The following is a 26,327-nucleotide window of genomic DNA, read 5'->3' as shown; positions in this document are numbered from 1 at the left end:
GCCGAAAGGCCTGAAAACCTGCGCGCCTTATAGGTCCGCCCGCCCCGCCCCGGCAAGGTGCGGCGGGTGGGACCTCAGGACGCGGGCCCCAGTCTGGACTGTCCGCCGGCCGCCTGCGGGGCAGCGCGCTCGCCCAACCCCGGCAGGATCACCTCGACCCTGCGGTTTCGCTGGCGCCCCTGTTCGTCATCTGACCCATCTGGCCCGGCATTCGGCGCCACGGGCCGACCGGTGCCGTATCCTGCGGTCCGGAGACGATCCCGCGCCACGCCCTGCTCAACGAGGTAGGCGGCCACAGCCTCGGCCCGTCGCTCTGACAGGGTCTGGTTGTAGTCTTCGGCGCCCTCGGAATCGGTGTGGCCTTCGATCTGGATTGTCCCGCCCTCGGCGCCGCTGAGCAGTTCCGCCAGCCGGTCCAGCGTCCCGCGGGCCTCTGACCGGATGGTGGCCTGATCGAAGTCGAAGGTGACGTCGCCTTCCAGCGAGACCACCGTGCCCCTGTCCGTCTCCACCGCGCCCAGTTCGGTCTTCAGCGCCTCGACCACGCGAAGCTCGCTGGCGCTGCGGCCGCCGCCGCCCAGAGTCGTGCCGCTCGCGGTCATGGGACGCAGCACGGTGGTGGGGTTCGCCCTCATGCCGGACAACGCCGAGACTTCGGCCAGGCCGCGCCCGCCGAAGGCGCCGTCAAGCGGCAGGCGCGCCTCGAAGCGCGGGGTGCTGCTGTAAACATTGTCGGCGGATCCGCGCTCGTTGAGCACAAACACCACGTCCGTGCCGCGCGCCGGCGCGCCCGTAAAGACCAGTACCCCGTCCAGGATCTGTCCGGCGGGAATGGCGAGGCGCTCGTTGGTCGGCGGCGCAATCAGCGGGAGCCTCTCACCGCCGTCGGTCAGCAGGTAGGAGGCCGTGTCGCCGTTGTTCAGGATGATCTCCCGATCCCGACCATTCATGACCCGCACACGGACCTGAGTGGTTTCGTCTCCGACCCGGGCCGACAGGATCTGCAGCACTGCGCCAGAGGCGTGCGTGGCCTGGACCTCAAGCGGCGCGCCATCCCGACCGGCGCCGGTTTCGCCGCAGGCCGCCAGGGCGGCCGCCATTGCGCAGGTCACGGCGAGGGCCATGCCCCCAGGCATTGCGGCGGCCTTCACGACGCCGCTTCCGGCGCGCCCGTAGTGGCGAGAGGAAGATCGATCCGGAAGCCGGGTGTGCGCGAGTAGCGGTTGTCGGTGGGGTTGTTCTCATTCAGCACCAGCACGGCGCTTTGGCCGCGCGGGAGTCGGCCAAGGAAAACCAGCTCGCCTTCCAGCGTCTGGCCCGGCTGAACGGCAAGGGTGGTATTCCCCGCCGGGGGCGAAATGTAGATGCGCTCGCCGGTGTCCACCACGATGTAGCCGTGGCGGTTGTTGACCCGGTTGAGCTGGATTTCTCGCTCTGCGCCGTTCAGAATTCTTACGCCGACCGCCGTTTCGGTCTCGCGGGACTGAAGCGACGTCAGCTGCAGGACCACGCCGTTCGGATGCGCGACCTGGATATCGAGCGGCACGACCTCGCCGCCTCTCCAGAGCGATGTCTGCGACGCCGCAGCCACCGGCTGCTCCCCCTGACCGCCAGGGGTGCTCGCGGCGACATCGGTCGCCGGCTCTCCTGGCGCAGCCTCATCGCCACCCCCGCACGCTGAGAGGACCAGAGCGGAGCCGGCCAATGCGGCGCCCAGTATGCGGATTGAAGTCATGCGCTTTCCCCCTTGGTTTTCCAGTGCGCAGCGGCCGTCGCAAGCGCCACGCTGTGAGGAAAACTCCGGAAAAGCCTTCAGGTTCAGCAATTGGCGCCACGATTTGCTCGCGCCCTTTCGTCGCGCGCCCGGTAAAAGGCGCGTTGCGGCGGCGCGGGCGATCTGATAGCGAACGCCCTCGCTTGAGCGACGGCCCTTTACGGGCGCCGGCGGCCTGATGGCGGAGTGGTTACGCAGCGGACTGCAAATCCGTGCACCCGAGTTCGATTCTCGGTCAGGCCTCCAAAACCTTTCCCTGTTCAAACATCGCCCCGGTCAGGGCGTCGACCATCCCATTTGGGATCGCGCGGCTGCTTCGCCGCGCCCTTCCGTGGAGAGGGCGAGGGGGCGACCTCCCCGCCCCCTCCGGCGCGTCAGACCGTGGTCGCGGTGGGGCGCACGATGATCTCGCTCATGTCCACCTCGCGCGGCTGCTCGATGGCGAAGCGCACGGCCCGGGCGATAGCCTCGGCCGGGATCGCCTTCTTGCGGTACTCGTCGATGAAGGCGGCGGTGTCGGCGTGGGTGATGGTCTCGGCCAGCTCCGACAAAGTCACGCCCGGCGAGACGACCGACACCCGAACCTTGTCCGTCTCCTGACGCAGGGATTCCGAGATCACCCGTACCGCGAACTTGGTGGCGCAATAGACCGAGCCCGTCGGCAGGATCTGGTGCCCGGCGGTCGAGGCGATGTTGATGATCTGGCCCTCGCCCTGTTCTTCCATGATCGGCAGGGCCGCCGCGATTCCGTGCAGAACCCCACGGATGTTGACGTCGATCATGCGGTCCCATTCGTCGACCTTCAGGGCGGCGAGCGGGGACAGCGGCATGACGCCGGCATTGTTGACGATCACGTCCACCCGCCCGAAGCGCTCGCGCGCGGCCTCCACGAAGGCCTTCACATCCTCGCGCGAGGTCACGTCCAGGGCGCGGGCCAGGGCTTCGCCGCCCGCCGCCTCGATGTCGGCCTTCAGGGCCTCGAGCCGGTCCAGCCGCCGCGCGCCGATCACCACCCTGGCGCCGGCCCCGGCCAGTTCGCGGGCGATCGCTTCACCGATGCCGCTGCTGGCCCCGGTCACGAGCACCACCTTGTTCATTGCATTCGTCATGTCTGTCTCCTTGATTGGACGAGACCGGAATACGGCGACGGCGTGCGGATGCGTTAGAATGGTCCTCCGGCGTTCTTGCACGATCCTCCTGAGTCGAGCATGACCGGTTGTATCGGACGTCCGGCGGTGGAAAGCAGGAAGCATGAAGCACCTGGCCTCCCTGATCTCCCGACACACGCCCGGCGATGGCATGTTCGACACGGCTGTTCCCGGCATGGCGCTCATTCGGCAGGGGCAGCCGACAGAGCGGATTCCCGTGCTGCATCAGCCGGCCGTATGCATTATCGCCCAGGGCGCCAAGGTGGTCATGCTGGGCGACGAGACCTATCGCTACGACGCGGACTCCCACCTTGTGGTGTCCGTCGACCTGCCGCTGACCGGTCAGGTGACAGAGGCGTCGCCGGAACGGCCCTACCTCTGCCTGCGCATTGATCTGGAGCCGGCGCTCCTGATGGCGTTGATGACCGAGCGCCCGCCCCCGCCGGGAAGCGAAGGATCGCGCGGGGTGCACCTGAGCCGGACGACCCCGGAACTGGCGGGCGCGGGCGCCCGAATGGTTCAGCTTCTGGACGCTCCGGAGCACGCAGAGACCCTTGCGCCCATGATCCGGCGGGAAATCCATTACTGGCTGCTCACCGGAGATCAGGCGGGCGTCGTGCGTCAGATCGGGGCGCCCGACAGCCGCCTGTCCCATGTGGCCCGCGCCATCGCCTGGATCCGTGACAACTATGATCGCCCGTTCAGCATCGCGAGTGTGGCCCGCGAGGCGGGCATGAGCCCCTCGGCCCTGCACCAGCACTTCAAGGCGGTGACGGCCATGAGCCCCCTCCAGTATCAGAAGCAGATCCGCCTGCAGGAGGCCCGCCGCCTGATGCTAAGCGAGGCCTGCGACGCCCAGGGCGCGGGCTTTCAGGTGGGGTACGACAGCCCGTCCCAGTTCTCGCGGGAATACGTCCGCCTGTTCGGCACCCCGCCCGGCCGGGACGCGGCGCGGCTACGCTCGGCGGGGATGCCGACTGCGGCCGTCTGACCTCCGCGCACAACTTTGCGGTTCCCGGCCTGCCGGGGATGAGGCTAGCGTGGAGACATGACACTCAACCTCCGCCTGCCTCCGTTGCTCATCGGCCTGGCCGCCCTCGTTCTGGCGGCGTGTCAGAGCACCGTGCCCTATGTCCGTACGGATCAGCCCGCCCCCGCGCCGGTGGTGGTCGCGGACCATTCGCCCGAGCGGCGGGCCCTGAACGAACAGGTCTATGACGAGGCGACGCGCTGGGTGGGGAGGCTGTTCTACCGGTCCGACTTCGGCGGGGTGGACTGGGATGCGCTGACGGCCACGCGGCGTGAGGCGGTGGTGGCCCAGCCCGACGAGTTCGCCTTCTACGACAACCTCAACGCGGTCATCGAGACGCTGGACGACCGCCACACCAATGTCCGCGCGCCCCATCTGCGGGTCCGCACCGAGGCGCTTGAGCGGGGCGAAGCCCAGGCCACCTACGGCATGACGCTGCGCTGGTCGCCCGAGGGCTGGTTCGTTCATGTGGTGCGCCCGGACAGTCCGGCGGACCGTGCGGGCGTGCAGGTGGGCTGGGAGGCCGAGACCTTCGACGGCCGCAGCCTGGAGGCGTCCCTGCCGCCCTCCGAAGGCCGCTCCGAGGAGATCGTCTTCACGGACGAGACGGGCGCGTCCCACGCCTTCACCCTGACCGCCGAGATCATGCCGGCAATGCCCCAGCACCACCTCGAGCGCCTGGACGGCGACGTCCTGCTGGCGGCTTTCGAGGGTTTCGACACGGCCCCGGTCGAGGCCGTGATGGAGGCCATCGCCGCCCTGCGATACGAGCAACCGGCGCGGGGCGTCATTCTGGATCTGCGCGGCAACCGGGGCGGCTCGCTCTATGAGATGACCCGCCTCATGGGCATGCTGGTGCGCGAGCCCATGATCGCTGCGGTCATGACCGGGCGTTTCGTAGACCAGCGCATTGCAGTCGATCCGGCTGCGGGCGCCTACGCCGGCCCGCTCGTCATTCTGGTGGACGCCGCCTCGGTCAGCGCCGCCGAAGTTCTGGCCGCGGCCTTTCAGGAATCCGGGCGGGCGGTGGTCATGGGCGAGCGGACCCATGGCGTGGTCGTGGCCTCCCGCCATCTGAACCTGCCGGACGGCGGACGCCTCAGCGTCGGCATGCAGGAACTGCGCACCCCCTCCGGGGTGGTGCTGGAGAAGCGCGGCGTGACCCCCGACCTGGAAATCGCCCCCACCCTGACCCAGCGCCGCGCGGGCGAGGACGTGGTGCTGGCGGCGGCGGTGGCGCGGCTGACCTCTAGCCCCTGACCGGCCTGACCCGCGCGGCGGCCTCGCGCGCCCGTTCGCGGGCCTGATCCGTGTCATCGCCCCGCGCAAGGGCCACGCCCATGCGGCGGCGCTCGAAGCTCTCCGGCTTGCCGAACAGGCGGATGTCGGCGGTGGGCACGGACAGGGCGTGGTCGACGCCTTCAAAGGCGATGCCCTGCGCGTCCATGCCGCCATAGATCACGGCGCTGGCGGCGATGTCGGTGCGGCTCACATCCACCGGCAGGCCCAGGATGGCGCGGGCGTGGATGGCGAACTCGCTGAAGCGCTGGCTCGCGAGGGTGACCAGACCTGTGTCGTGCGGGCGAGGCGACACCTCACTGAACCACACCTGGTCGCCCTTGACGAATAGCTCCACCCCGAACAGGCCGAGACCGCCCAGCGCGTCGGTGACCTTGCCGGCGATGTCCTGCGCAGCGGTCAGGGCGGCGGGGGTCATGGGCTGGGGCTGCCAGCTTTCCACATAGTCGCCCTTGACCTGACGATGGCCGATAGGGTCGCAGAAATCGGTGACCACCACGCCGTCGCGCAGGGAGCGCACGGTCAGCAGGGTGATCTCGAAATCGAAATCGATACGTCCCTCGACGATCACCTGCGCCGTCTCGACCCGGCCGCCGGACTGGGCGTAGGCCCATGCGTTGGCGCAGTCCTCCAGCGCCTCCACATAGCTCTGGCCCTTGCCCGAAGAGGACATCACCGGCTTGACGAAGACCGGCAGGCCAATGCGGTGGGCGGCGTCCGCCAGCTCCAGGGCCGAACCGGCGAAGGCGTAGGGGCTGGTGGGCAGGCCAAGCTCTTCGGCGGCCAGACGGCGAATGCCCTCGCGGTTCATGGTCAGCTGGGTGGCGCGAGCGGTGGGGATGACCGTGGCCATGCCCGCCGCCTCGATGGCGGCCAGCACGTCGGTGGCGATGGCCTCGATCTCGGGCACGATGATGTGCGGCGCCTCGGCCATGATGACCCCGTTCAGCACCTGCGGGTCGGTCATGGGGATGACGTGGCTGCGGTGCGCCACCTGCATGGCCGGCGCGTTGGGATAGCGATCCACCGCCACCACCTCGGCGCCCAGCCGCTGCAGCTCGATGGCCACTTCCTTGCCCAGTTCGCCGGCGCCCAGCAGCATTACGCGCACGGCGGTGTCGGAAAGCGGGGTGCCCAGTTTCATCGGTCGTGCTCCCGGCGTCAGAGGCGCGCCTTGACCTGCTCCACCACCGCATCGGCGGTGATGCCGAAGGCTTCGTACAGGCGCGGCGCCGGGGCCGAGGCGCCGAAGGACGACATGCCGACGAAAGCGCCGTCCTCGCCGATGAACCGTTCCCAGCCCTGCTTGATGGCGGCCTCGACAGCCACGCGAACCGTGCCGCGGCCGATGACCGAGTCCTGGTAGGCCTTCGGTTGCTGCTCGAACAGTTCGAAGCAGGGGACCGAAACCACCCGGGTCGGCACGCCCTGCGCCTGCAGGGTGTCGCGGGCCTTGAGCGCCAGCGGAACCTCGGTGCCGGTGGCGAACAGGGTGGCTTTCGCCTCCCCGTCGGCGGCGCGCAACTCATAGGCGCCACGGGCGCACAGGTTCTCGTCCGACGCCGTGACGCGCACCGCGTCGGTCTTCTGACGCGACAGGGCCATGGCCGACGGGGCGGTGCGGTGCTCCAGCGCGAGCTTCCAGCACTCGAACGCCTCCACCGTGTCGGCGGGGCGGAACACCAGAAGGTTCGGAATGGCGCGCAGGGCGGCCAGATGCTCCACCGGCTGGTGGGTGGGGCCGTCTTCGCCCAGACCGATGGAGTCGTGGGTCAGCACATGCACCACCCGGATGCCCATCAGGGCGGCCAGGCGGATCGACGGGCGCGAATAGTCGGAGAACACCATGAAGGTGCCGCCGTAGGGGATGACCCCGCCATGCAGCGCCATGCCGTTCATGGCTGCGGCCATGCCGTGCTCGCGGATACCCCAGTTCACATAGCGGCCGGAATAGTCCGGCGTGTCGAGGATGGGCGTGTCCTTGACGTAGGTGTTGTTGGAGCCCGTCAGGTCGGCCGAGCCGCCGATCATCTCCGGGATGCGGCCGAACAGCTCGGTCAGGGCGGCGCCGGACGACTGGCGGGTGGCCTGCGCGGGCTTCGTCTCCACCAGTTCGGCGATCCTGGCGTCCAGGGCGTCGAAAGCGCCGGCAGGCAAGTCACCCTTCATGGCGCGGGTGAAATGATCCGCCTGCGGGTGGGCGGCCAGACGGCCTTCCCAGACCTTGCGCAGTTTGGCGCCCCGGCGGCCCACGGCGCGCCACGCCTTCTCTATGGTGTCCGGCAGGTCGAACGGCTCGTGGTTCCAGCTCAGGCCAAGGCGGGTGGCGGCCACTTCGGCGGCGCCCAGGGCCGCGCCGTGGGTCTTGTGGCTGCCTTCCATGGTGGCGGCGCCGCGGCCGATCTTCGTCTTGCAGGCGATCAGGGTGGGCTTGTCCTGGCGCGTGGCCCACAGCAGGGCGCGGCGGATCTGGCCCTCGTCATGGCCGTCGATGGCCTTGACCGCCCAGCCCGAGGCCTTGAAGCGCGCCAGCTGGTCGGTGGCGTCGGACAGGCGCACCGCGCCGTCTATGGTGATGTCGTTGTCGTCCCACAGCACGGTCAGGCGGTTCAGCTTCAGTCGCCCGGCGATGCCGATGGCCTCTTGGCTGACGCCCTCCATCAGGCAACCGTCGCCGGCGATGACCCAGGTGCGGTGGTCGACCAGATCATCCCCAAAGCGTGCGTTCAGGTGCCGCTCAGCCATGGCGAAGCCCACGGCGTTGGCCAGGCCCTGCCCCAGCGGGCCGGTGGTGGTCTCGGCGCCGGGGATGTGGCCGTACTCCGGATGGCCCGCCGTCTTCGACCCCCACTGACGGAAGTTCGACAGCTCGTCCTTGGTCACCGCCTTGTAGCCGGTCAGGTGAAGCAGGCTGTACAGCAGCATGGAGCCATGGCCCGCCGAGAGGATGAACCGGTCCCGGTCCGCCCAGTCCGGGCGGCTGGCGTCGAACTTCAGATACTTGGAGAACAGCACCGTCGCCACATCGGCCATGCCCATGGGCATGCCGGGGTGGCCGCTGTTGGCCTTTTCCACCGCGTCCATGGACAGCACCCGGATCGCATCGGCCATCTGACGCATTGAGGGCTTGGCGGACGGGGTGCGGATGGTCTGGGGCTCGGCCACGCGGCGGACCTCTCGAACAATGAATAGTAAACGGGGACGGCGCCGCTTTACCCCGACGCGCCTTCGGGTTCTATACGAAAACTGGAGGATTTGAGCATGGCTGACGCCGTCGAGGCCGCACGGGCCCGCATCGACCGTGCGCTGAACGATCTGGAGCGCAAGGTGCGTGAGCTGAAGGCGCGCCCGGCCCCCGTGGCCGACGACGACCTGTTCGCACCGCGCCCCGCCGCTGACGATGCCGGGAGCGCCGCCCGCGTGGCCGAGCTTGAGACTGCCGCCGATGAGGCGTCCAGGGCCCTGTCGCGCGCCGCCGACGAGGTTCGCGCTGTCCTGAACGGAGAGGGCTGATGGCCACCGTCACTGTCGAGATCAACGGCCGCCCCTATGCGGTGGGCTGCGCCGACGGCCAGGAAGAGCGCGTGCGTATCCTGGCCAAGCAGTTTGACAACCATGTGCGCGACGTCGCCGCCGACGTGGGTCAGGTGGGCGACATCCGCCTGTTCCTGATGGCCGCGCTGGTGCTGGCCGACCAGCTGCAGGAAGCCCGCCTGGGCGAGACTCCCCCCGTCCCCACCGCCGCGCCCTCCGACGCCGGCGTCGCCGAAGCCCTGAACGCCGTCGCTGCCCGCATCGAGAAGATCGCGGCGGGGATCTGATCGGCCTTGTTGAAGACACCGCCCGCGCCTATCTTGCGCGATGGCGGGTCATGCTGTGGCTCACGTCGAAGGCAACATATCCTCGCGGCCTTAATTCACTCGAAGGGAGTTGTCCCTGTCCGGGCTCGTGGGCCTGGGCACACGACGCCCACCTGGTTATCCAGGCTCGAGAGGATCAAACCGTCCTTCACGGCTCTCGCGGCGCCGCCAACTTTTTTCCTCGAAATGAGCTAGGGCCGGGATCGTGACCGTCAAATCCGATCTTCGCGCCGCCATGCGGGGCCGCCGCAAACAGGCGGCCGACGCCAATCCCTACGCCGCCGAGCGGCTGGTGGAGCATGTGGGCGACATGCTGGACGCATTGTTCGCGAGCGGCGACTTCGCGACAGGCTCCCCCGATCTGACCATCACAGCCGCCCTCTACGGCGCGCAAGGATCCGAGATAGACGCTGCCCCCCTGGCCCGCGCCCTTATGGTGCACGGCCTGGAACTGGCGATGCCCGTGGTGGTCCGGCGCGACGCCCCGTTGATCTTTCGCCGCTGGCGCCCCGGCGATCCGCTCGAGCTGGATCAGGCCGGATGCCCGGCGCCGCTGGACCTGGCTGGGGAGGTCACTCCGAATCTGATCATGGTCCCGCTGCTGGCGTTCGATCCGGCCGGCGGACGGCTCGGACAGGGCGGCGGCTATTACGACCTCACGTTGGAGGCTCTGCGCGCCGCGGACCGCATGCCGCGCATCGCCGCCATCGGCCTGGCCTATGCGGCCCAGCAAATGGACAATCTTCCCATGGACGCCCACGACCAGCCTCTGGATGGGGTCCTGACCGAAGCGGGCTACAGGTCCGCAAAGAGGATATCTGAATGAGACTGGCTTTCTTCGGCGATGTGGTGGGCAAGTCCGGCCGGGACGGGCTGTCCGATCACCTGCCGGGCCTTCGGCGCGACCTGAAGCTGGATTTCGTGGTGGTGAATGCGGAGAACGCGGCGGGCGGCTTCGGCATCACCGAGAACACCGCGCGCGAGATCTTCGCCGCCGGCGCCGACGTCCTGACCCTGGGCAACCACTCCTGGGACCAGCGCGAGGCCCTGACCTATATCGTGCGCGAGCCGCGTCTGATCCGCCCGGCCAACTATCCGCGCCTGATGGATGCGCCGGGCCGGGGCGCGGACGTGTTCACCACGCAGGATGGTCGCCGGGTGCTGGTCATGAACGTGTTGGGCCGGATCCATATGGACCCCATGGACGACCCGTTCAGCGCGGTGGAGCGAGAGCTCAACGCCGCGCCGCTGGGCGTCGTCGCCGACGCCGTGATCGTGGACATGCACTGCGAGGCCACCAGCGAGAAGATGGCCATGGGCCATTTCTGCGACGGCCGCGCGTCGCTGGTGGTCGGCACCCACACCCACGTCCCCACGGCTGACTGCCAGATCCTGCCGGGCGGCACCGCCTATCAGACCGACGCGGGCGGCTGCTGCGACTATGACTCGGTCATCGGCAACGACAAGGAAGAACCCCTGCGCCGCTTCACCACCCGCCTGTCCGGCGGTCGCTACGCCCCGGCCAGCGGCCCGGCGACGGTGTGCGGGGTTTATGTGGAGACGGATGACAGAACAGGACTGGCTACGCGCGTGGAACCGATCCGCGTGGGCGGTCGGTTGAGTCAGAACGTGCCGACGGCCTGATCAGCCGGGGTCGACTCTATCAGTCGTCCAGCCAGCCCATCAGCGCCAGCGCGCCGACGCCGGTCAGCACGCCCAGGGCGAAGGCGGTCACCACTGCGCCGGTGGCCACGGCGGTCGAGACGGTGACGGGCCGGGCCTCGTACCATTCCACGATGTCGGCTTCGTCGTCTTCGTCGATCAGAACGTCTTCGGCGGCCATGTCATCCTCCAGTTGGCTGTGCGATTCTAATCCCCGGCAGGCGTCGCGGTTCCTTGTTACGCTGAACCGGTTGCGCTAGATGGCGCCCTTCCCTTTCCGACCCAGATTCCGGGGTTCCGCATGGCCGGCCATTCCAAGTTCAAGAACATCATGCACCGCAAGGGGCGCGCCGACGCGGTGCGTTCCAAGCTGTTCTCGCGCCTGTCGCGGGAGATCACCGTGGCGGCCAAGTCCGGTCTGCCCGACCCGGCGCTGAACCCGCGCCTGCGCCTGGCGGTCAACAACGCCAAGGCCGAAAGCCTGCCCAAGGACGTGATCCAGCGCGCCATCAACAAAGCGTCGGGCGCCGATGTGGATACCATGGAGGAGATCCGCTACGAGGGCCGCGGCCCCGGCGGCGTGGGCATCATCGTCGAGGCCCTGACCGACAACCGGAATCGGGCCGGCTCGAACATCCGCGCCGCTTTCACCAAGAACGGCGGCGCCCTGGGCGAGATGAACTCCGTCGCCTTCATGTGGGACCGGGTCGGCGAAATCCGTTACCCGGCCGAGGCGGGCACGGAGGACGCAGTCATGGAGGCCGCCATCGAGGCCGGCGCCCAGGATGTGTACAGCGATCTGGTCAAGCCGGACATCTACGAGGACGCGCCGGGGCACACCATCTGGACCGCCTTCGAGGACCTGAACGAGGTGGCCGAGGCCATGTCCAGGGTTCTGGGCGACCCCAGGTCCACGGCCCTGATCTGGAAGCCCCAGTCCGAAGTCCCGGTCACGGGCGAGGCGGTCGGCACGCTGATGAAGCTGCTGGACGCCCTGGACGCCGAGGATGACGTGGCCAACGTCTATTCGAACGAGGACATCTCGGACGAGGACGCGGCGAAGTACGCGGGGTGATCCATCCTGTCACCCTGCGTGACTTTGCCGACGTCGGACGCTAGACAGCGGCAAAACAACAGTTTCAGGGGTATTTCGGCATGGATCTCGCGGCTCTGAACGCGGTGGCGACGGCTATGGTGCAGCCCGGCAAGGGCATCCTGGCGGCGGACGAATCGACCGGCACCATCAAGAAGCGCTTTGACGCCATCGGGGTGGAGAACACCGAGGACAACCGCCGCGACTACCGCGAGCTGATGTTCCGCGCCGACGCCATGAAGGACCATATCTCCGGCGTCATCCTGTTCGAGGAAACCCTGTACCAGGACGCCGCCGACGGCACGCCGCTGGTGGAGGTGATCAACGCCTCGGGCGCCATCCCCGGCATCAAGGTGGACAAGGGCGCCACCAAGATGGCCGGCTTCCCCGGCGAGACCGTCACCAAGGGCCTGGACGGCCTGTCAAAGCGCCTGCGCGCCTACCGCGAACGCGGCGCCCGCTTCGCCAAGTGGCGCGGCGTCATCGAGATCGCCGACGGCGTGCCCACCTGGACCTGCATCAAGTCCAACGCCCACGCCCTGGCCCGCTACGCCCGCATCTGCCAGCAGGAGCAGATCGTGCCGATCGTGGAGCCGGAGGTGCTGATGGACGGCCCGCACGACATCAACCGCTGTGACGAGGTCACGCGCATGGTGCTGCAGGCCGTGTTCAACGAGTTGTTCGAACAGCGCGTGGCGCTGGAGGGCATCGTGCTGAAGCCCAACATGATCATCTCGGGCAAGGGCAGCGTCCGTCAGGCCACCGTGGACGAAGTGGCGGAGCGCACCATCGCCGCGCTCAAGGCCACGGTGCCTTCAGCCGTTCCGGGGATCGCCTATCTGTCGGGCGGCCAGACCGACGAACAGGCCACCGCCCACCTGGACGCCATGAACCGCATCGGCGGCTTCCCGTGGAAGATGACCTTCTCCTACGGCCGCGCGCTTCAGGCCGCGCCGCAGCGCATCTGGGGAGGCGACAACGCCAACGCCGCGAAGGCCCAGGCCGCCTTCGCCCACCGGGCGCGCCTGAACGGCCTGGCCAGCCTTGGCCAGTACGACGCGTCCATGGAGACCGAGGCGGCCTGAGGCCGCCTCACCAGTTTCCGTAAACTGGTGTGAACCGGCTGCGCAGGCGGCTGACCTCGCGATCAGCGTCCGTCACGTCATAGGACAGGGCGTTGGCCTGATCGTTGGCGGTGTCGCGGTCCCGACGCAACCGGTTGATGCGGTCGCGGATGGTCCGGCGCTGTTCCTGGGTCAGGTCTTCCTCATTCTCGAGGCGGTATTCCTCGTCGCGAATGTCCCGCTCGTATTCGGCCGCCCGGGCGCGAAACTCGTCAGCCCGCACGCGCACGGTAGAGGCGCGCTGGACGGCGTCCCACACCAGCCGACCGTCAGAATAGCCATAGAGGAAATCCTGCTCCAGATCGGCCGGGCAGAAGCCGTTGGCATAGCCGCCGCCAGACACCGCCACCCGGAAGGCCCGGCCGGGTACGCAATACTGCCGCACGCCCTGCTCATGACCCCGGTAGTAGGCGTTGGCGTCGGGCGTCACTCCGTGCCGGGCGCAGGCCTCGGCATGATCGGACAAACGCCCGGCGCCGTAACCCGCCGAACCGTCGACGCGGCCCTGGCCGACCCAGTCGCCCGTCAGGCACTGATCTTCACTCATTGTGGCGCAACTACCCAGCCCCAGCAGGACCGCTCCAGCCGCCAGTGTCAGCAAAACACGCATGTCAAACTCCCCCGTTAACCAATTCGCCCGGCGGCTAGATGCCTCAAAGAACTCCGTTTGGCCAGAGCTTGACGGTTCCACCGCTGGATTTCCCATGCAGTTCGCCCCACACAGGCTGAATGGATGCTGACGAGGATGTTGACGAATTCGGCGCGAGCGCGCGGACCGTGCGCCTGACAGACGCCCACGCGGGCCAGCGGCTGGACAAGGCGCTCGCCGACGAGATGCCCGACCTGTCCCGGGCCCGCCTTCAAGCTCTGATCGAGCAGGGCCGCGTCACCCTGGACGGCGCGCCCATATCCCGCTCCGGAAAGGCTGCGCCGGGGCTGTACGACATCCTGATCCCGGCCCTCGCCCCCGCTGACCCGGCCCCCGAAGCCTTGCCCCTGCCGGTGCTGTTCGAGGACGCGCACCTGATCGTGCTCGACAAGCCCGACGGTATGGCCGCCCACCCTGCCCCGGGCAACGAGACCGGCACCCTGGTCAACGCCCTGCTGCATCACTGCGCGGGCTCGCTGTCCGGCGTGGGCGGGGTGGCCCGGCCCGGCATCGTCCACAGGCTGGACAAGGACACCTCCGGCGTCATGGTCGCCGCCAAGTCCGACGCGGCCCACGCAGGCCTGTCGGCCCTGTTCGCAACCCACGACATCGAACGCACCTATATCGCCCTGACGCGGGGCGCGCCCGACCCGGCCCGAGGCCGCATCGAGACGCAGATCGGCCGCTCCAATGCCGATCGCAAGAAGATGGCGGTGCTGAAATCCGGCGGCCGGCTTGCGGTCACCGACTACCGCGTCCAGCAGATCTTCGGCGCGCCCAAGAAGCCCGGCGGCGCCCCCATGGCCGCCCGCGTCGCCTGCACCCTTCACACCGGCCGCACCCATCAGATCCGCGTGCATCTGGCGTCAAAGGGCGCGCCGATCCTGGGCGATCCGACCTATGGCTCCGGCAGCCCGGCCCAGCCGGTGCGCGACGCCATCGCCGCCGCCGGCCTGAAGCGCCAGGCCCTCCACGCCGCCGTCCTCGGCTTCATTCACCCCGTCACCGGCGAAGCCCTGCGTTTCGAGACTGATCCGCCGGAGGATATGCGGGCTCTGGAGACTCTGCTGGCCGATCTGTAAACTGCTGCAAGAGAAGGAGCGTATCGCATGGACTACCCCGAATTCCGAAACAACACCGAAGCCAGACGCTATGAGTTGGCCGTAGACGGCGGGGTCATCGTCGCGACCTACAATCTGGTGGACGGCGGCGTGATGATCACCGAAACCATCACCCCCATCCCCCTGGAGGGCAAGGGCCACGCCAGCGCCCTGGCTCGCCACGTTCTGGCCGACATCGAGGCGCGGGAACTCAAGATCCTGCCCGTCTGCCCCTTCTTCGCCGGCTGGCTCAAGCGGCATCCCGAACACGCCGAAACGGTCCATCCGACCTACCGCCAGATCATCGGACTCTGAGCGCCCCGCCCGGGTCCGTATTGAAAAAGGACGCACTCTCTGCTATACCGCTCTGACCCGATGGCGATGCGGAAAGAACACAATTGTTCGCGCCTGCGTCGATTCACCCCTGACAAAGGACGAAACCCATTCCTATCTGGCTGGTTGAGGGGCGAAGGATCCGGTGCACATCCGGTGGCCGGGTCGAGCAACGCCTGCTCTTGATGCGTTGAAGGGAAGCCACATGGCTCTGAAATCACTTGCGGTTATGTCGCCTGAACAGGGACTGTCCCGCTATCTGACGGAAATCCGCAAGTTCCCGATGCTGACCAAGGACGAGGAGTTCATGCTCGCCAAGCGCTGGTCCGAGCATGAAGACCCTGAGGCGGCGCACCGCCTCGTGACCTCCCACCTGCGCCTCGTGGCCAAGATCGCCATGGGCTATCGCGGCTATGGCCTGCCCATCGGGGAAGTGATCTCCGAAGGCAATGTCGGCCTCATGCAGGCGGTCAAGAAATTCGATCCCGACAAGGGCTTCCGCCTGGCCACCTACGCCATGTGGTGGATCCGCGCCTCGATCCAGGAGTACATCCTGCGCTCATGGTCGCTGGTGAAGATGGGCACCACCGCGGCCCAGAAGAAGCTGTTCTTCAATCTGCGCAAGGCCAAGAGCCAGATCTCCGCCTTCGAGGAAGGCGACCTGCGTCCCGAGCACGTCACCAAGATCGCCACCGACCTCGGCGTGCCCGAGGAAGACGTGATCAACATGAACCGGCGCCTGACGGGCGACGCGTCCCTGAACTCGCCCCTGCGCTCGGATAGCGAAAGCGAATGGCAGGACTGGCTGACCGACGATACCCAGGTGTCCCAGGAAACCCGTCTGGCCGACACCGAGGAGCACTCCCTGCGCATGGGTCTGCTGCAGGAGGCCATGGAGGAGCTGACGGATCGGGAAAAGCACATCCTGACCGAACGCCGCCTCAAGGATGACCCGGTCACCCTTGAGGAGCTGGCCGGTCAGTACGGCGTCAGCCGCGAGCGTGTGCGCCAGATCGAGGTCCGCGCCTTCGAAAAGCTGCAGAAGGCCATGCGCGCGGCGGCCACCGAACGGAACCTCGAAGCGGTCTGACGGCCTACAGCGTCAGCGCCATGAAGACCGTGCCCGGCGGCGTCGGCGCGTAGTACGGATCGATGCGGCTGAAGCCCATGGCTTCGTAAAGGCCGATCGCCGCCGTCATGTCCGGCAGCGTGTCGAGCCGAAGCTCGCGGCAACCCAGATCTGTGGCCTTGTCGATCACGGCCTGGGTCAGGGCGCGTCCCACCCCCCGGCCACGCGCAGCCGGCGTCAGGAACAGGCGCTTCATCTCGCCTGCGCCCTCGCCGTCGCCTTGCAGAAGACGAAGGGCGACGCAGCCCAGCGCGGTCCCGGATGCGCTTCGTGCGATGAAAAGCTCTCCGCCCGGCGGCTCATAGGCCCCGGGCAAGCCGGCCAGCTCCTGATCGAAATTCTGGTAGGCGAGGTCAACGGACAGCGACGCGGCATACGCCTGGAACAGGCTGGCCACGGCGTCCAGATCCGCCTGACTTTTCACGGGGGTGATGTCGACGGCCTTGGTCATGACTGGAACGGTAGAGCTTACGCCGCCAGCTCGGCAAGGGTTTCGGGAGCCGCCAGCGCCACCACGGCCGCGACCGGCGCGGCCAGGGCGGCTTTCGTCGGCTGGGTGTCCATCAGGGCCCGCTCCAGCTCCGAGACCGCGATCACCAGCGGGGTGTCGGACGCCTTCATGGACAACGCTTTCAAGGCAGTGCTTTGTTCGCGAATGGCGCGCAAGGCTTGCATGGGATCGCTGTCGAATTGCTTGTGGGCCGAGGCCAGGATGCGCATGGCCTGATCCTTGGCCGCGACATCGGCGCCGCCCTTGGGCGCGTCCGCCTTGCGCTTTCTCGGACCCGCGTATTCCCCCGAGTTGAAGCGCCGTCGATCGGGGCCCACATAGCCCACCGCCTCAATCCAGTTGCGCGGTTTCAGGGACACCACCTCGACCCGCTTGGTCAGGTCGCCGGAGGTGTAGGGCTTTCTCAGAAACTCGTGCACGCCGGAATCCCGCGCGCCCAGGATGCTGGCGGCGGTGGCCTCGGCGGTGATCATGATGATGGGAACCCTGCGACAAGCCAGGCTGGAACGCCGCACGGCCTTGGCGAAGGATTCGCCGTCCAGATGCGGGCCCCTGTACTCGGTGAAGATCAGGCTGGGTTCGAAATCGCGGCAGGCGTCCAGGGCCACGCGGCCGTCGGCCCGGTGAACCACCTCGCCCACGCCCAGGCCTTTCAGGCTCTCGGCCAGCAGCTTGGCGGCCGTCGCATTGGGATCGACGATCAGCACGCGCTTCAGGGTGGGGGCCATCCTGGCCAGGCTTTTTGCGTCGGTGGTGAACACGGGTGACTCCGGCGAACACCCCTCATTACCCACTTTGGGTAAAGATCGCCTTGACGCTGAAGCGAGGTGCTGGACCTGGCTCCTCGAACCTACCCCTCGAACGGATCGCGCATCAGAATGGTGTCGTCCCGCTCGGGGCTGGTGGACAGCAGGGCCACCGGCGCCTCGATCAGCTCCTCGATCCGCCGCACATATTTGATCGCCGCGGCGGGCAGGTCCTTCCACGACCGCGCGCCCTGGGTGCTCTCGCTCCAGCCTTCGAGGCTCTCATAAACCGGCTGCACCCCCGCCTGATCCTTCATGCCGGCGGGCAGGTAGTCCAGTTCGCGATCGCCGATCCGGTAGCCGGTGCAGATCTTCAGCTCGTCAAAGCCGTCCAGCACATCCAGCTTGGTCAGGGCGATGCCGTGGATGCCGTTCACGGCGATGGACTGGCGCACCAGCACCGCGTCGAACCAGCCGCAGCGCCGCGGCCGCCCCGTCACCGTGCCGAACTCGCGCCCGCGCTCGGCGATGCGCTTGCCCACGTCGTCGAACAGCTCAGTCGGGAACGGCCCTTCACCCACGCGGGTGGTGTAGGCCTTCACGATACCCAGCACATAGCCCACCGAGCGCGGTCCGAGCCCAGAGCCCGCCGCCGCCTGCCCCGCCACCGTGTTCGACGAGGTCACATAGGGGTAGGTGCCGTGGTCCACGTCCAGCAGGGTGCCCTGGGCGCCCTCGAACAGGATACGTTTGCCCTCGCGGTAAAACCGGTCCAGCGTCCGCCACACCGGCTGGCCCGCATAGATGAGTACCCTGGGCGCCACCTCAAGCAACGCGGCCTTCAGCCCCGCCACGTCCACTTCCGGCAGGTCCAGGCCCTTCCTCAGGGCGTTGTGGTGGGCCAGCAGCCGCTCGATCTTGGCGTCCAGCGCCTCGGGGTCCGACAGGTCGCCCACGCGGATCGCGCGCCGTCCCGCCTTGTCCTCATAGGCCGGGCCGATGCCCCGCCCGGTGGTGCCGATCTTGGTCTTGCCCGCCTGCGCCTCGCGCGCCTGGTCCAGGTCCTTGTGCAGCGGCAGGATCAGGCAGGCGTTGTCCGCCAGGCTCAAGATCTCCGGGGTGATCGACACCCCCTGCGCCTCGATGCGGGCGATCTCGTCCAGCAGGGCCCAAGGGTCCACCACCACGCCGTTGCCGATCACCGACGGCTTCTGCTGCACCACGCCCGAGGGCAGCAGGCTCAGCTTGTAGACCTTGTCGCCCACCACCAGCGTATGGCCGGCGTTGTGGCCGCCCTGAAACCGCACCACCACATCGGCCCGGTTCGACAGCCAGTCGACGATCTTGCCCTTGCCCTCGTCGCCCCACTGGGCGCCGACCACCGCGACGTTCGCCAAGACATTACACTCCGCTGGAATTGCGGGAGCAGGCTATACCGAGGGAATCGCTCCGTGTCCCCCTCTCCGCCCCATTTCGTGGGGAGAGCAGCGCGGTCGCCGCAGGATCAGCGCAGCGCTTCCTCAAACGCCCAGTCCAGCCACGGCGTCGCCGCCTCCACGTCCGCCGTCTCCACCGTGCAGCCGCACCACAGCCTCAACCCCGGCGGCGCATTGCGGTGCGGCTCCATGTCGAACACCGCCCCTTCGCCTTCCAGCAGATCCTTGAACCGCTTCACGAAGGCGCGCTGATCCTCCGCCGGCAGGTCCGTCACCCGCGCGTCCGTGAATTTCAGGCACACCGAGGTGGTCGACCGGGTCTCCGGCCGCACGGCCAGGAAGTCGACCCAGTCGGTTCTCTCGACCCATTCCGACAGCGCTGCAAAGTTCTCATCCGTGCGCGCGATCAGCGTGTCCAGCCCGCCGATGCCCTGCGCCCACTCCAGCGCGTCGATCCAGTCCTCGATGGTCATCACCGAGAAGGTGTTGATCATGGTCCCGGTCGCCAGCGCCCGGTCGAAGCCCTTGGCGTCCTGCAGCCTCAGCACCTTGGGAATGGGCCACGGCGCCCGGTAGGCATCCAGCCGCGCCACTGCCCGGGGCGACAGCACCGCCACCCCGATCCCGGCCTCGCCGCCCAGCGCCTTCTGGAACGAGAAGGTCGTCACATCCAGTTTCGGCCAGTCCAGCGGCATGGCGAACGCCGCCGAGGTGGCGTCGCAGATGCTCAGGCCCTCCCGGTCCTCGCTGATGAAGTCGGCATTGGGAACCCGCACGCCCGAGGTGGTCCCGTTCCACGGAAACACCACGTCCTTCGCCGGATCGACCCGCGACAGGTCCGGCAGTTCGCCCCACGGCGCCTCGATGAGCTCCGGGTCCAGCTTCAGGTGGTCGCGCACGTCCGCGGCCCAGGTCAGGCCGAAATTCTCATAGGCCACCACCTGCACCGGCCGCTGCCCCAGCATGGCCCAGAGCGCCGCCTCAACCGCCCCGGTATCCGAAGCCGGCAGATAGCAGGCCACATAGTCCTGGGGGACCTGCAGCACCTCGCGGGTCAGCCTTAGCGCATAAGCGAACCGCTCCACCGTCTCCGGCGCCCGGATGCCGCGGCCCAGCAGATCGGTGGGCAGGCCCGCCAGCGACCAGCCCGGCCGCTTGGCCGTCGGCCCGGCGGAGAACCACGGCCGCCCCGGCTTCACGGAAGGCTTCACCCCCGGCGTCATCACGTCTTCCCCGGCGAATAGGGCCGGTCCGCCCGCCATTTCTCGGCGAACTTCACCAGATTGTGGTCCTGGTACTCCGGCAGGGTCACCACCAGCTTCGCCAGCAGATCCCCGCGCTTGCCGCCCGCGAACGCGCCCTTGCCTTTGAGCCGCAGCACCTGGCCGGAGTTGGACGCCTTTGGAATGGTCATGCTGACCGCCCCATCCGGCGTCTTCACCGTCACCTTGCCGCCCAGCACCGCGTCGGGCACCGACACCGGCAGATCCATGTGCAGGTCCGCGCCCTCGCGGCGATAGAGGGGGTGCGACTGCACCTTCAGCTCGATCAGGGCGTCGCCGGCCTCGCCGCCGCGCCCCGGCATGCCCTGTCCGCGCAGGCGGATGGTCTGGCCGTCGCCCGCCCCCTTGGGAATGCTCACGTCCAGGGTGCGCCCGTCCGAGAACTGGATGCGGCGGGTCGCCCCGATGATGGCGTCCTCCAGGCTGATATCCAGGGTAGCCTTCAGGTCCTGCCCGCGCGCCGGGCCGCGCCCGCCGCCCGGCCGCGCGCCTGCGCCGCCGCCGAACATGCCGAACAGTTCGTCCAGATCGATGCCCTCGAACCCGGCCTTGGCCCCGCTCGCGCCGGGGCCCTGCCCGAATCCGCCCTGGCCGAAGCCGCCGCCGGGCCGCGCCCCGCCGCCGCCGCCACCGCCACCGCCACCGAAGCCGCGAAACTGCTCGCGTCCGTCCGCGTCGATCTCGCCCCGGTCGAATTTTCGGCGCTTCTCCTCGTCGCCCACAATGTCGAAGGCGGCGGTGATGCGCTTGAACCGATCCTCGGCCGGCGTGTCGCCGGGATTCTTGTCCGGATGGAATTCCTTGGCCAGCTTCCGGAACGCCTTGCGGATGTCGTCCTGACTGGCGCTCCGCGCCACGCCCAGTTCCTTGTAAGGATCACCCGCCACGTCCGGCCCTGCTCCATGAAAGCCAAAGCCGTCAGTTAAGCCATGCCGCCCTCATCGCAAAGGGTAAGCCGCAATCTCCTCCCCCATGCGTGCATGGGGGAGGGGGACCGCGAAGCGGTGGAGGGGGCAACCTCGAGCCCCAGCGTCCAGAGTCGCCCCCTTCCATCATCCTTCGGATGGTCGCCCTCCCCCGCAAGCGGGAGAGGACACATCAACGCAGCACCGCAACCGCCTCCACGCCCCATCCATAAACCGGGCTCCACTGGCTCACCGCCACGCGCGCAGTCTCGCCCAAGCCGCCCGGGAAATCCGCCGCCAGATCGGCCGCGCCATAGACCGCCGTCCCGGCCTCCACCTCGAACATCCGCACCACGGCCGCCCCGTCCAGCACCCGCACCCGGAACCGCAGCGGATCGCTTGCTTGCGTCTCGCCGTCCCAGCGGTCCCCGTCCCGCCGCGTCCGCCCGATCCAGTTCAGCCTCAGCCCGCCGTCCTCCGCCGTCACGCTCAGGTGCGCGGGCGCCCAGGGCCGGTCATTCACCCCGCGCCAGATGAAGGCCGCCTCGCTGAACCCGTCACCGCCCGGCGACGCCCCCGCCGGTCCGGCGCGCCACAGCATCGGCAGGCCCCGTTCGCCCGGCTGAACTCCCACCCGCGCCAGCGTTTCATCCAGAAACACGGCCACCGCCCCGACCCCGGCGCCCATCTCGGCTTCCGTGCCCTGCTGCCCGCGCAACAGGCCGCTCAACCGCCAGACCCCGCCACCCAACATCTCGGCCTCCCGGAACTGCACGATCTCCCAGCCGTCTTCGCCGCGCACCGCAACCGCACTGGCTGCGTTCAGCACCGCACTGGCGCCCCGCGTCTCCGGCGCCCGCCCCTCGACCGCCACCACCAGCGCATGGACCTCATCCCAGCGCCCGATCATCCCGGGCGGCAGGGGCTCTGTCAGTCGTCCCACCGTCGCGGGCGCCGTCACGCTCGCCCGCACCGTCAGCCCCTCCGCATCCCCGCCCCCATGCACCTGCATGGCCCGCCAGGGCTCGCCCGCCACCGCCGCCAGCGGCCGCCCGTCATCCTCCGCGCCCGGCAGCGGCGGCAGGTCCAGCAGGGCCATAAACGGCGCGCCCGTTCCGCCGCACGGAGCTTCGAGCCGCCAGTCCAACGTCTCGTCGATCACCCCGGTCTCCACCCACGGCGTCAGCACCGCGCGCGGTTCCTCGTCCAGCTCCATCCGCGCCACGCGCCCAACGCCCGCGCGGCCCTCAACCGCCACCGCATCGCCCGGCTCCAGCCGCAGCGCCTCCAGCGGCCCCAGATGCACGGTCAGGGTCTCCGCCGACGCCGCCAGCGCCCGTTCCGCCACCGACCGCGCCAGTCCCGCCGAACAGGCCGCCGGCAGATCCATGTCCAGCCCGCCGCCGCCCGTTTCCGGCCCACGCATCACAACCGACCCGGCCTGATAATCCGCCGCCTCGTCGATGAAACGCACCCGCACCGTGTCGGGCGCCGCCTCCAGCACCCGCGCCGCCGACACCGGCGTCCCGTCCTCCGGCATTGCCAGGTCCTCGGCCGTCAAAGTCACGACACCCTCGCGCCGCCCGACCACCGCCACGCGCCCGTCCCGCTCGCCGCCCTCCGCGCCCAGGGCGAACAGCAGCGGCTCCAGCGCGTCCCTCGTCCGCATCGGTCGATCGATGAGATAGCCCGCCACCGCCCCGTCCACGCCGGTGATGGCGAAATCCGCCTCGTCCAGCCCGCCGCGCTTCAGGATCGCCGCGATCAGATCGCGCCCCTCCCCCGCCAGCCGCCCGTTCAGCCAGTGCCCCGCGCGCCAGTTACCCGCATCGGCCCACACCCCCGCCCGCGCCGGAAAGTCCGGATAAGGCCGCGCGTCCCAGCACCAGGCGTCCAGCCCTTCGACCATCCGTCCGCCATAGACCACGGAAACCGGATTGTTCGCATCCGCCGCGAAGTGGCTCAGCCACGCCTCCATGGCCCGCCGCTGCATCAGGTCGTCCCGCGCACCCGTCGAAAACGGCGGCAGGAAACTCTCGCTGCTCTTGGGGTCTGAAAACAGATTCGGGGCGTTGCCGCCCTTGTCCACCGCCGCGCAGCCGAACTCGGTCAGCCGGATCGGCTTCATGCCCGGAACCCAGGCCGTCGGCGCCGCGCTGCGCACCCCGCCCGGCCGGTCATGGTGGGCGTTGGACCACCAGTTTTTCAGATCCTTGGACCGCCACACCCACGGCTCGCCCCAGGCGCCGTCGGTGATCGGCGTGCGCGCCTGCGCCGCCCGGTCCGCCTCGGACCCGTAGAACCAGTCGAAATTCTCCCCGCCCGCCACGTTCGCCGCCAGATAGGCCGGGTCCGCCGGCCCCGCATATCCGGCCTGCGCGTCCAGATGCTCATCGCCCTCGCGCCAGTCGCCGATGGGCGGGTACCAGTCGATGCCCACATAATCGATGGCCGGGTCCGCCCACAGCGGATCCAGATGAAACACCGCCTCCCCGCCGCCGGGATGGTGGCCGAAATACTCCGACCAGTCCGCCGCATAGGAGATCTCCACCCCCGGCCCCGTGATCGCCCGGCACTCCGCCGCCAGCGCCCGCAGTTCCGCCACCGCCGGATAGCCGCCCGCCGCATCCCGCAGCGTCGTGACCCCGCGCAGCTCCGAGCCGATGATCAGCCCGTCGGCGCCCGCCTCCACCGCCAGCGCCGCATAGTGCCGCGCCATGCGCCTCAGTCCCCAGTCCTCCGCCCCGCCGAAAAAGGCCGCCACCTCGCCGCCCGCCGCCGTCCCGCCCTCGCCCGTAATCCGCCCGCGCCAGGGATAGGCCGGCTGCGCCCCGCCCGGCGGGATGTCCATGAACACAAACGGATACAGCGTCACCGCCATGCCCCGCGCCTTCAGCTCGCGCACGGCGTCGATCACCGTCTGGTCCGAGGGCGTGCCGCCATAGGCCGGGCCGCCGTCCGCCTCCGACACCACAAACGCCTCATCCCGCGTCACCCCCGCCACGGACCAGGCCAGCGGCTCGGTCGGCTTCACCGCCCGCTCCACGCCCGGCCGGATGCGGCACGCGCCCATGCGCAGGTCGTCGCCGAACCAGCCTGCCACCAGATTGACCCGCCGCACGTTCGGCAGCTGCGCCTCCAGCTGGTCCAGCGACACCATCAGGTCCGCCCGGCCCTGCAGATTGTTCAGGTTCTCCGCCGTGGTCCGCGTCAGCCCCTCGCGCCGCATCACCGGCGTGGTCGCCAGACAGAACTCCCCCGCCCCGGGGATCAGGCACACGCCCTCCAGCCGATCCTCCAGCCCCGCCGCGCCGCCCCTCGGCCGCCGGAACACCTCGAAGCTCAGTTGCGGCGCCCGGTTGCCGAACGGTCCCAGCGGCAGGTCCTCGAACACCACATAGGCCGTCCCCCGGTACGCCGGCGCATCTCCTCCCCCTGTGGGGGAGGGGGACCCCGAAGGGGTGGAGGGGGTTCCCTCCACCGCCTGGATCAACGGGTCCGCATTCTGGTCTTCGGTCCCCCGGTGCACGCGCATGACCACGCCCGACAGGTCCAGCGGCCGGCCGTCGGCCCAGACCCGCCCCACCCCGTCGATGGGCCCTTCACACAGGGCCACCGCGAAGCTCAGGGAATACTCATAGTCCACCGTACGCGGCCCGCCCTTGCCGCCGCTGCGCTCATTGCGCTTCTCCAGAAACCGCGCGGCCCAGATCACCTGGCCCGTCACCCGCGCCCTTCCGAAGACGCAGGCCATGGGCGCCCCGTCCGCTGAGGACTGCACCTTCAGCGTCTCCAGCCGCGGCCCGCGCTGGCGCGGCGCGGCCAGCGACGAAACCGCCAGCCGGTCCAGCGACGCCCCCGCGAACGCCCCGATGGCGCGCCCCAGCCCGCCCCCGATCGCCCCGCCGATCCCCCCCAGAATCACCTGCGCCATTAATCCTCCCCCACCGGGGGAGGGGGACCATGCGAAGCATGGTGGAGGGGGCCTGTCCGCCCCACATTCCCCTCACCCGTTTCCGGCCACACGAACGCCGCAGCCACGCGCCGCGTCCACCAGTCGCCCATCCAGCTCTCGATCACCGCCCGCCCCCAGTAGGCGTGGATCAACGTCATCTCCTCCCCCCTCGGGGGAGGGGGACCCTGCGCAGCAGGGTGGAGGGGGTCTGTCGGCCTCACCGATCCGCTCCCCACGATCCCGCAATGCTTCACCGGAACCCCCGCGCTCATGCGGAACAGCAGCACATCCCCCGCCCGCGCCTCGCGCACCGGGATTTGCACCATCCACCGCCGCGCCGCCTTCAGCAGGGTCTCGTCCCCGCCCCGCTCAGCCCAGTCCGGCGAATAGGGCGGCAGCGCCTCCGGCTCGTTTCCGTGCAACCCCCGCCACACCCCGCGCACCAGCCCCAGGCAGTCACACCCCTCGCCCCGCACGCTGGCCCGGTGCCGATACGGCGTCCCGATCCATCCGCGCGCCTCCATCAGCGCCCGCGTTCTCACCGCCGGCTCCCGCCGTCATGGCGCCCGCCCTCGGCCGGATACGCCGTCAGGAAGTCGTCGCCCGGAATGTCCGGAAAGCCCCGGAACCGCGCCCCGTTGCCGAACACGCCCACGCACGTCGCCCACCGCTTGTCGCAGACCGCGCCCGGATGGTCCGCCTCGACCCCGCATCGCGCGTCCCCCAGCACCGCGTCGCAGCTGCGCCCATAGGTCCGCCCCACCATCCGCTCCAGCGCCGCCATGGGTCCGTCCAGCTCGGCGGTGAACGCCTCGCCGTCCCGCACCATCCGGCTGATCCGCCCGACCCACAGCCGCACCTTCAGCTCCGGCCGCGCCCAGTCCACGCGCCACACCTCCAGCCGCGCCCCGTCATAGAGCCCCGCCGTGATGTCGCCCTCGGTGATCGCCCCGTCGTCCAGCGCGCCGGACGCCGCCGCCGATCCGGCCGCCAGCCCCGCCGCGCCCTCAGCCGCCCCCGCGGTCCATCCGCCGGCCGCCCGGCACACCAACCCGTCCACGATCAGATCCCGGTCATGGTCAGTGAACCCCAGCCGGGCCCCGTCCGCCCGCGCCAGCACCCAGGCATGGCACATCGTCGCCGCCCCGCCCTCGATGCGGTCGGCCAGTTCATTTGGAATGTGTCTCATCAGATCTCCCGCCTCTCCTCCCCCGCGCGCGGGGGAGGGGGACCGCGCCCGTCAGGGCGTGGTGGAGGGGGCGCGCCCGTCCCCCGTGCGTGAGGTGGGGG

Annotated in this window: 26 protein-coding genes, 1 tRNA gene and 1 other RNA gene; 13 read left to right on the top strand and 15 right to left on the bottom strand. The window is 69.3% G+C overall.

The window, feature by feature from the left end; translation table 11 throughout:
• Positions 1–74: 74 nt before the first annotated feature.
• The gene (locus ACK4SE_RS09640) at positions 75–1,124 is read right to left on the bottom strand and encodes an OmpA family protein (RefSeq protein WP_409691755.1); all 1,050 of its coding nucleotides are present in this window, start codon (positions 1,122–1,124) and stop codon (positions 75–77) included.
• Between the two features lie 23 nt (positions 1,125–1,147).
• On the bottom strand, positions 1,148–1,825 hold the full coding sequence (locus tag ACK4SE_RS09635; RefSeq protein ID WP_409691752.1) for a hypothetical protein: 678 nt from the start codon (positions 1,823–1,825) through the stop codon (positions 1,148–1,150).
• 121 nt (positions 1,826–1,946) lie between these two features.
• On the opposite strand from ACK4SE_RS09635, the gene ACK4SE_RS09630 reads away from it, so the two are divergent.
• A tRNA-Cys gene (locus tag ACK4SE_RS09630) sits at positions 1,947–2,020 on the top strand.
• A gap of 128 nt (positions 2,021–2,148) precedes the next feature.
• On the opposite strand, the gene ACK4SE_RS09625 is transcribed toward ACK4SE_RS09630, so the two are convergent.
• Positions 2,149–2,883, bottom strand: coding sequence for an SDR family oxidoreductase (locus ACK4SE_RS09625; protein WP_409691750.1), 735 nt, complete (start codon positions 2,881–2,883; stop codon positions 2,149–2,151).
• 142 nt (positions 2,884–3,025) lie between these two features.
• Between ACK4SE_RS09625 and ACK4SE_RS09620 the strand changes: the two genes are divergently transcribed.
• Together ACK4SE_RS09620 and ACK4SE_RS09615 are read left to right on the top strand one after the other, a co-directional pair.
• The gene (locus tag ACK4SE_RS09620; RefSeq protein WP_409691747.1) at positions 3,026–3,913 is read left to right on the top strand and encodes an AraC family transcriptional regulator N-terminal domain-containing protein; all 888 of its coding nucleotides are present in this window, start codon (positions 3,026–3,028) and stop codon (positions 3,911–3,913) included.
• 57 nt (positions 3,914–3,970) lie between these two features.
• Positions 3,971–5,212 (top strand): S41 family peptidase, encoded by a 1,242-nt coding sequence (locus ACK4SE_RS09615; RefSeq protein WP_409691745.1) that lies wholly within the window; start codon positions 3,971–3,973, stop codon positions 5,210–5,212.
• Here ACK4SE_RS09615 and purT read toward each other — a convergent pair.
• Complete coding sequence (gene purT, locus ACK4SE_RS09610; RefSeq protein ID WP_409691744.1) at positions 5,202–6,395, bottom strand: formate-dependent phosphoribosylglycinamide formyltransferase; 1,194 nt, start codon at positions 6,393–6,395, stop codon at positions 5,202–5,204. The two genes, ACK4SE_RS09615 and purT, sit on opposite strands and share 11 nt — an antisense overlap.
• A 17-nt stretch (positions 6,396–6,412) precedes the next feature.
• The gene (gene tkt, locus ACK4SE_RS09605; RefSeq protein ID WP_409691741.1) at positions 6,413–8,416 is read right to left on the bottom strand and encodes a transketolase; all 2,004 of its coding nucleotides are present in this window, start codon (positions 8,414–8,416) and stop codon (positions 6,413–6,415) included.
• A 96-nt stretch (positions 8,417–8,512) separates the two neighbouring features.
• On the opposite strand from tkt, the gene ACK4SE_RS09600 reads away from it, so the two are divergent.
• The 5 genes from ACK4SE_RS09600 (at position 8,513) to ACK4SE_RS09580 (ending at position 10,755) form a co-directional block, all read left to right on the top strand.
• Complete coding sequence (locus tag ACK4SE_RS09600) at positions 8,513–8,764, top strand: hypothetical protein (RefSeq protein ID WP_409691739.1); 252 nt, start codon at positions 8,513–8,515, stop codon at positions 8,762–8,764.
• Positions 8,764–9,072 (top strand): cell division protein ZapA, encoded by a 309-nt coding sequence (locus ACK4SE_RS09595; RefSeq protein WP_409691737.1) that lies wholly within the window; start codon positions 8,764–8,766, stop codon positions 9,070–9,072. The genes ACK4SE_RS09600 and ACK4SE_RS09595 overlap by 1 nt, the downstream gene beginning before the upstream one ends.
• Positions 9,073–9,119: 47 nt before the next feature.
• Positions 9,120–9,281: non-coding RNA, 6S RNA (gene ssrS / locus ACK4SE_RS09590), on the top strand.
• A gap of 35 nt (positions 9,282–9,316) precedes the next feature.
• Entirely contained in the window at positions 9,317–9,937 is a 621-nt protein-coding gene (locus tag ACK4SE_RS09585; RefSeq protein WP_409691734.1) for a 5-formyltetrahydrofolate cyclo-ligase, read from the top strand.
• A complete protein-coding gene (locus ACK4SE_RS09580) occupies positions 9,934–10,755 on the top strand; it encodes a YmdB family metallophosphoesterase (RefSeq protein ID WP_409691731.1) in 822 nt (273 codons plus the stop codon). Before ACK4SE_RS09585 ends, ACK4SE_RS09580 begins: the two co-directional genes overlap by 4 nt.
• 19 nt (positions 10,756–10,774) lie before the next feature.
• Here the strand turns inward: ACK4SE_RS09580 and ACK4SE_RS09575 are convergent, their stop codons facing one another.
• Positions 10,775–10,954, bottom strand: coding sequence for a hypothetical protein (locus ACK4SE_RS09575; RefSeq protein ID WP_196838392.1), 180 nt, complete (start codon positions 10,952–10,954; stop codon positions 10,775–10,777).
• A gap of 120 nt (positions 10,955–11,074) precedes the next feature.
• On the opposite strand from ACK4SE_RS09575, the gene ACK4SE_RS09570 reads away from it, so the two are divergent.
• Together ACK4SE_RS09570 and ACK4SE_RS09565 are read left to right on the top strand one after the other, a co-directional pair.
• A complete protein-coding gene (locus ACK4SE_RS09570; RefSeq protein WP_409691728.1) occupies positions 11,075–11,848 on the top strand; it encodes a YebC/PmpR family DNA-binding transcriptional regulator in 774 nt (257 codons plus the stop codon).
• An 80-nt stretch (positions 11,849–11,928) separates the two neighbouring features.
• Positions 11,929–12,951, top strand: coding sequence for a class I fructose-bisphosphate aldolase (locus tag ACK4SE_RS09565; RefSeq protein ID WP_409691727.1), 1,023 nt, complete (start codon positions 11,929–11,931; stop codon positions 12,949–12,951).
• A gap of 7 nt (positions 12,952–12,958) precedes the next feature.
• Here ACK4SE_RS09565 and ACK4SE_RS09560 read toward each other — a convergent pair whose 3' ends face one another.
• The gene (locus tag ACK4SE_RS09560) at positions 12,959–13,600 is read right to left on the bottom strand and encodes a DUF2799 domain-containing protein (RefSeq protein WP_409691725.1); all 642 of its coding nucleotides are present in this window, start codon (positions 13,598–13,600) and stop codon (positions 12,959–12,961) included.
• A 119-nt stretch (positions 13,601–13,719) separates the two neighbouring features.
• On the opposite strand from ACK4SE_RS09560, the gene ACK4SE_RS09555 reads away from it, so the two are divergent.
• From ACK4SE_RS09555 to rpoH, 3 genes are all read left to right on the top strand, one after another.
• Positions 13,720–14,721: an RluA family pseudouridine synthase gene (locus ACK4SE_RS09555; RefSeq protein WP_409691722.1), complete on the top strand. Its 1,002-nt coding sequence runs from the start codon at positions 13,720–13,722 to the stop codon at positions 14,719–14,721.
• 27 nt (positions 14,722–14,748) lie between these two features.
• The gene (locus ACK4SE_RS09550; protein WP_409691721.1) at positions 14,749–15,054 is read left to right on the top strand and encodes a GNAT family N-acetyltransferase; all 306 of its coding nucleotides are present in this window, start codon (positions 14,749–14,751) and stop codon (positions 15,052–15,054) included.
• Between the two features lie 223 nt (positions 15,055–15,277).
• Positions 15,278–16,162, top strand: a complete 885-nt coding sequence (rpoH, locus tag ACK4SE_RS09545; RefSeq protein WP_196838998.1) for an RNA polymerase sigma factor RpoH — start codon at positions 15,278–15,280, stop codon at positions 16,160–16,162.
• A 4-nt stretch (positions 16,163–16,166) separates the two neighbouring features.
• Here rpoH and ACK4SE_RS09540 read toward each other — a convergent pair whose 3' ends face one another.
• The 8 genes from ACK4SE_RS09540 to ACK4SE_RS09505 all read right to left on the bottom strand — a co-directional run bounded on the left by ACK4SE_RS09540 (position 16,167) and on the right by ACK4SE_RS09505 (position 26,226).
• Positions 16,167–16,652 (bottom strand): GNAT family N-acetyltransferase, encoded by a 486-nt coding sequence (locus tag ACK4SE_RS09540; protein WP_409691718.1) that lies wholly within the window; start codon positions 16,650–16,652, stop codon positions 16,167–16,169.
• A gap of 17 nt (positions 16,653–16,669) precedes the next feature.
• Positions 16,670–17,473, bottom strand: a complete 804-nt coding sequence (locus ACK4SE_RS09535; RefSeq protein ID WP_409691716.1) for a response regulator — start codon at positions 17,471–17,473, stop codon at positions 16,670–16,672.
• 89 nt (positions 17,474–17,562) lie between these two features.
• Complete coding sequence (locus tag ACK4SE_RS09530) at positions 17,563–18,855, bottom strand: adenylosuccinate synthase (protein ID WP_409691713.1); 1,293 nt, start codon at positions 18,853–18,855, stop codon at positions 17,563–17,565.
• Between the two features lie 107 nt (positions 18,856–18,962).
• Complete coding sequence (locus ACK4SE_RS09525) at positions 18,963–20,117, bottom strand: phosphoserine transaminase (protein WP_409691710.1); 1,155 nt, start codon at positions 20,115–20,117, stop codon at positions 18,963–18,965.
• A complete protein-coding gene (locus tag ACK4SE_RS09520) occupies positions 20,117–21,064 on the bottom strand; it encodes a DnaJ C-terminal domain-containing protein (RefSeq protein ID WP_409691707.1) in 948 nt (315 codons plus the stop codon). The genes ACK4SE_RS09525 and ACK4SE_RS09520 overlap by 1 nt, the downstream gene beginning before the upstream one ends.
• A 211-nt stretch (positions 21,065–21,275) precedes the next feature.
• Positions 21,276–25,016: a glycoside hydrolase/phage tail family protein gene (locus tag ACK4SE_RS09515; RefSeq protein ID WP_409691705.1), complete on the bottom strand. Its 3,741-nt coding sequence runs from the start codon at positions 25,014–25,016 to the stop codon at positions 21,276–21,278.
• Entirely contained in the window at positions 25,016–25,579 is a 564-nt protein-coding gene (locus ACK4SE_RS09510; RefSeq protein WP_409691702.1) for a peptidase P60, read from the bottom strand. Before ACK4SE_RS09510 ends, ACK4SE_RS09515 begins: the two co-directional genes overlap by 1 nt.
• Positions 25,576–26,226, bottom strand: coding sequence for a DUF2163 domain-containing protein (locus ACK4SE_RS09505; protein WP_409691700.1), 651 nt, complete (start codon positions 26,224–26,226; stop codon positions 25,576–25,578). The genes ACK4SE_RS09510 and ACK4SE_RS09505 overlap by 4 nt, the downstream gene beginning before the upstream one ends.
• Between the last annotated feature and the right edge of the window lie 101 nt (positions 26,227–26,327).

Origin of the sequence: Brevundimonas sp. (assembly GCF_046293315.1) — a bacterium.
In the GTDB taxonomy this organism is placed as follows: Bacteria; Pseudomonadota; Alphaproteobacteria; order Caulobacterales; family Caulobacteraceae; genus Brevundimonas.
This window is presented reverse-complemented; position numbering and strand designations above follow the sequence as displayed.

Coding starts and splice junctions, on each gene's coding strand:
- ACK4SE_RS09640 (WP_409691755.1), bottom strand. CDS start 1,124: ATGGCCCTCGCCGTGACCTGCGCAATGGCGGCCGCCCTGGCGGCCTGC.
- ACK4SE_RS09625 (WP_409691750.1), bottom strand. CDS start 2,883: ATGACGAATGCAATGAACAAGGTGGTGCTCGTGACCGGGGCCAGCAGC.
- ACK4SE_RS09620 (WP_409691747.1), top strand. CDS start 3,026: ATGAAGCACCTGGCCTCCCTGATCTCCCGACACACGCCCGGCGATGGC.
- ACK4SE_RS09615 (WP_409691745.1), top strand. CDS start 3,971: ATGACACTCAACCTCCGCCTGCCTCCGTTGCTCATCGGCCTGGCCGCC.
- purT (WP_409691744.1), bottom strand. CDS start 6,395: ATGAAACTGGGCACCCCGCTTTCCGACACCGCCGTGCGCGTAATGCTG.
- ACK4SE_RS09600 (WP_409691739.1), top strand. CDS start 8,513: ATGGCTGACGCCGTCGAGGCCGCACGGGCCCGCATCGACCGTGCGCTG.
- ACK4SE_RS09595 (WP_409691737.1), top strand. CDS start 8,764: ATGGCCACCGTCACTGTCGAGATCAACGGCCGCCCCTATGCGGTGGGC.
- ACK4SE_RS09580 (WP_409691731.1), top strand. CDS start 9,934: ATGAGACTGGCTTTCTTCGGCGATGTGGTGGGCAAGTCCGGCCGGGAC.
- ACK4SE_RS09575 (WP_196838392.1), bottom strand. CDS start 10,954: ATGGCCGCCGAAGACGTTCTGATCGACGAAGACGACGAAGCCGACATC.
- ACK4SE_RS09570 (WP_409691728.1), top strand. CDS start 11,075: ATGGCCGGCCATTCCAAGTTCAAGAACATCATGCACCGCAAGGGGCGC.
- ACK4SE_RS09565 (WP_409691727.1), top strand. CDS start 11,929: ATGGATCTCGCGGCTCTGAACGCGGTGGCGACGGCTATGGTGCAGCCC.
- ACK4SE_RS09560 (WP_409691725.1), bottom strand. CDS start 13,600: ATGCGTGTTTTGCTGACACTGGCGGCTGGAGCGGTCCTGCTGGGGCTG.
- ACK4SE_RS09555 (WP_409691722.1), top strand. CDS start 13,720: ATGGATGCTGACGAGGATGTTGACGAATTCGGCGCGAGCGCGCGGACC.
- ACK4SE_RS09550 (WP_409691721.1), top strand. CDS start 14,749: ATGGACTACCCCGAATTCCGAAACAACACCGAAGCCAGACGCTATGAG.
- rpoH (WP_196838998.1), top strand. CDS start 15,278: ATGGCTCTGAAATCACTTGCGGTTATGTCGCCTGAACAGGGACTGTCC.
- ACK4SE_RS09540 (WP_409691718.1), bottom strand. CDS start 16,652: ATGACCAAGGCCGTCGACATCACCCCCGTGAAAAGTCAGGCGGATCTG.
- ACK4SE_RS09525 (WP_409691710.1), bottom strand. CDS start 20,117: ATGACGCCGGGGGTGAAGCCTTCCGTGAAGCCGGGGCGGCCGTGGTTC.
- ACK4SE_RS09515 (WP_409691705.1), bottom strand. CDS start 25,016: ATGGCGCAGGTGATTCTGGGGGGGATCGGCGGGGCGATCGGGGGCGGG.
- ACK4SE_RS09505 (WP_409691700.1), bottom strand. CDS start 26,226: ATGAGACACATTCCAAATGAACTGGCCGACCGCATCGAGGGCGGGGCG.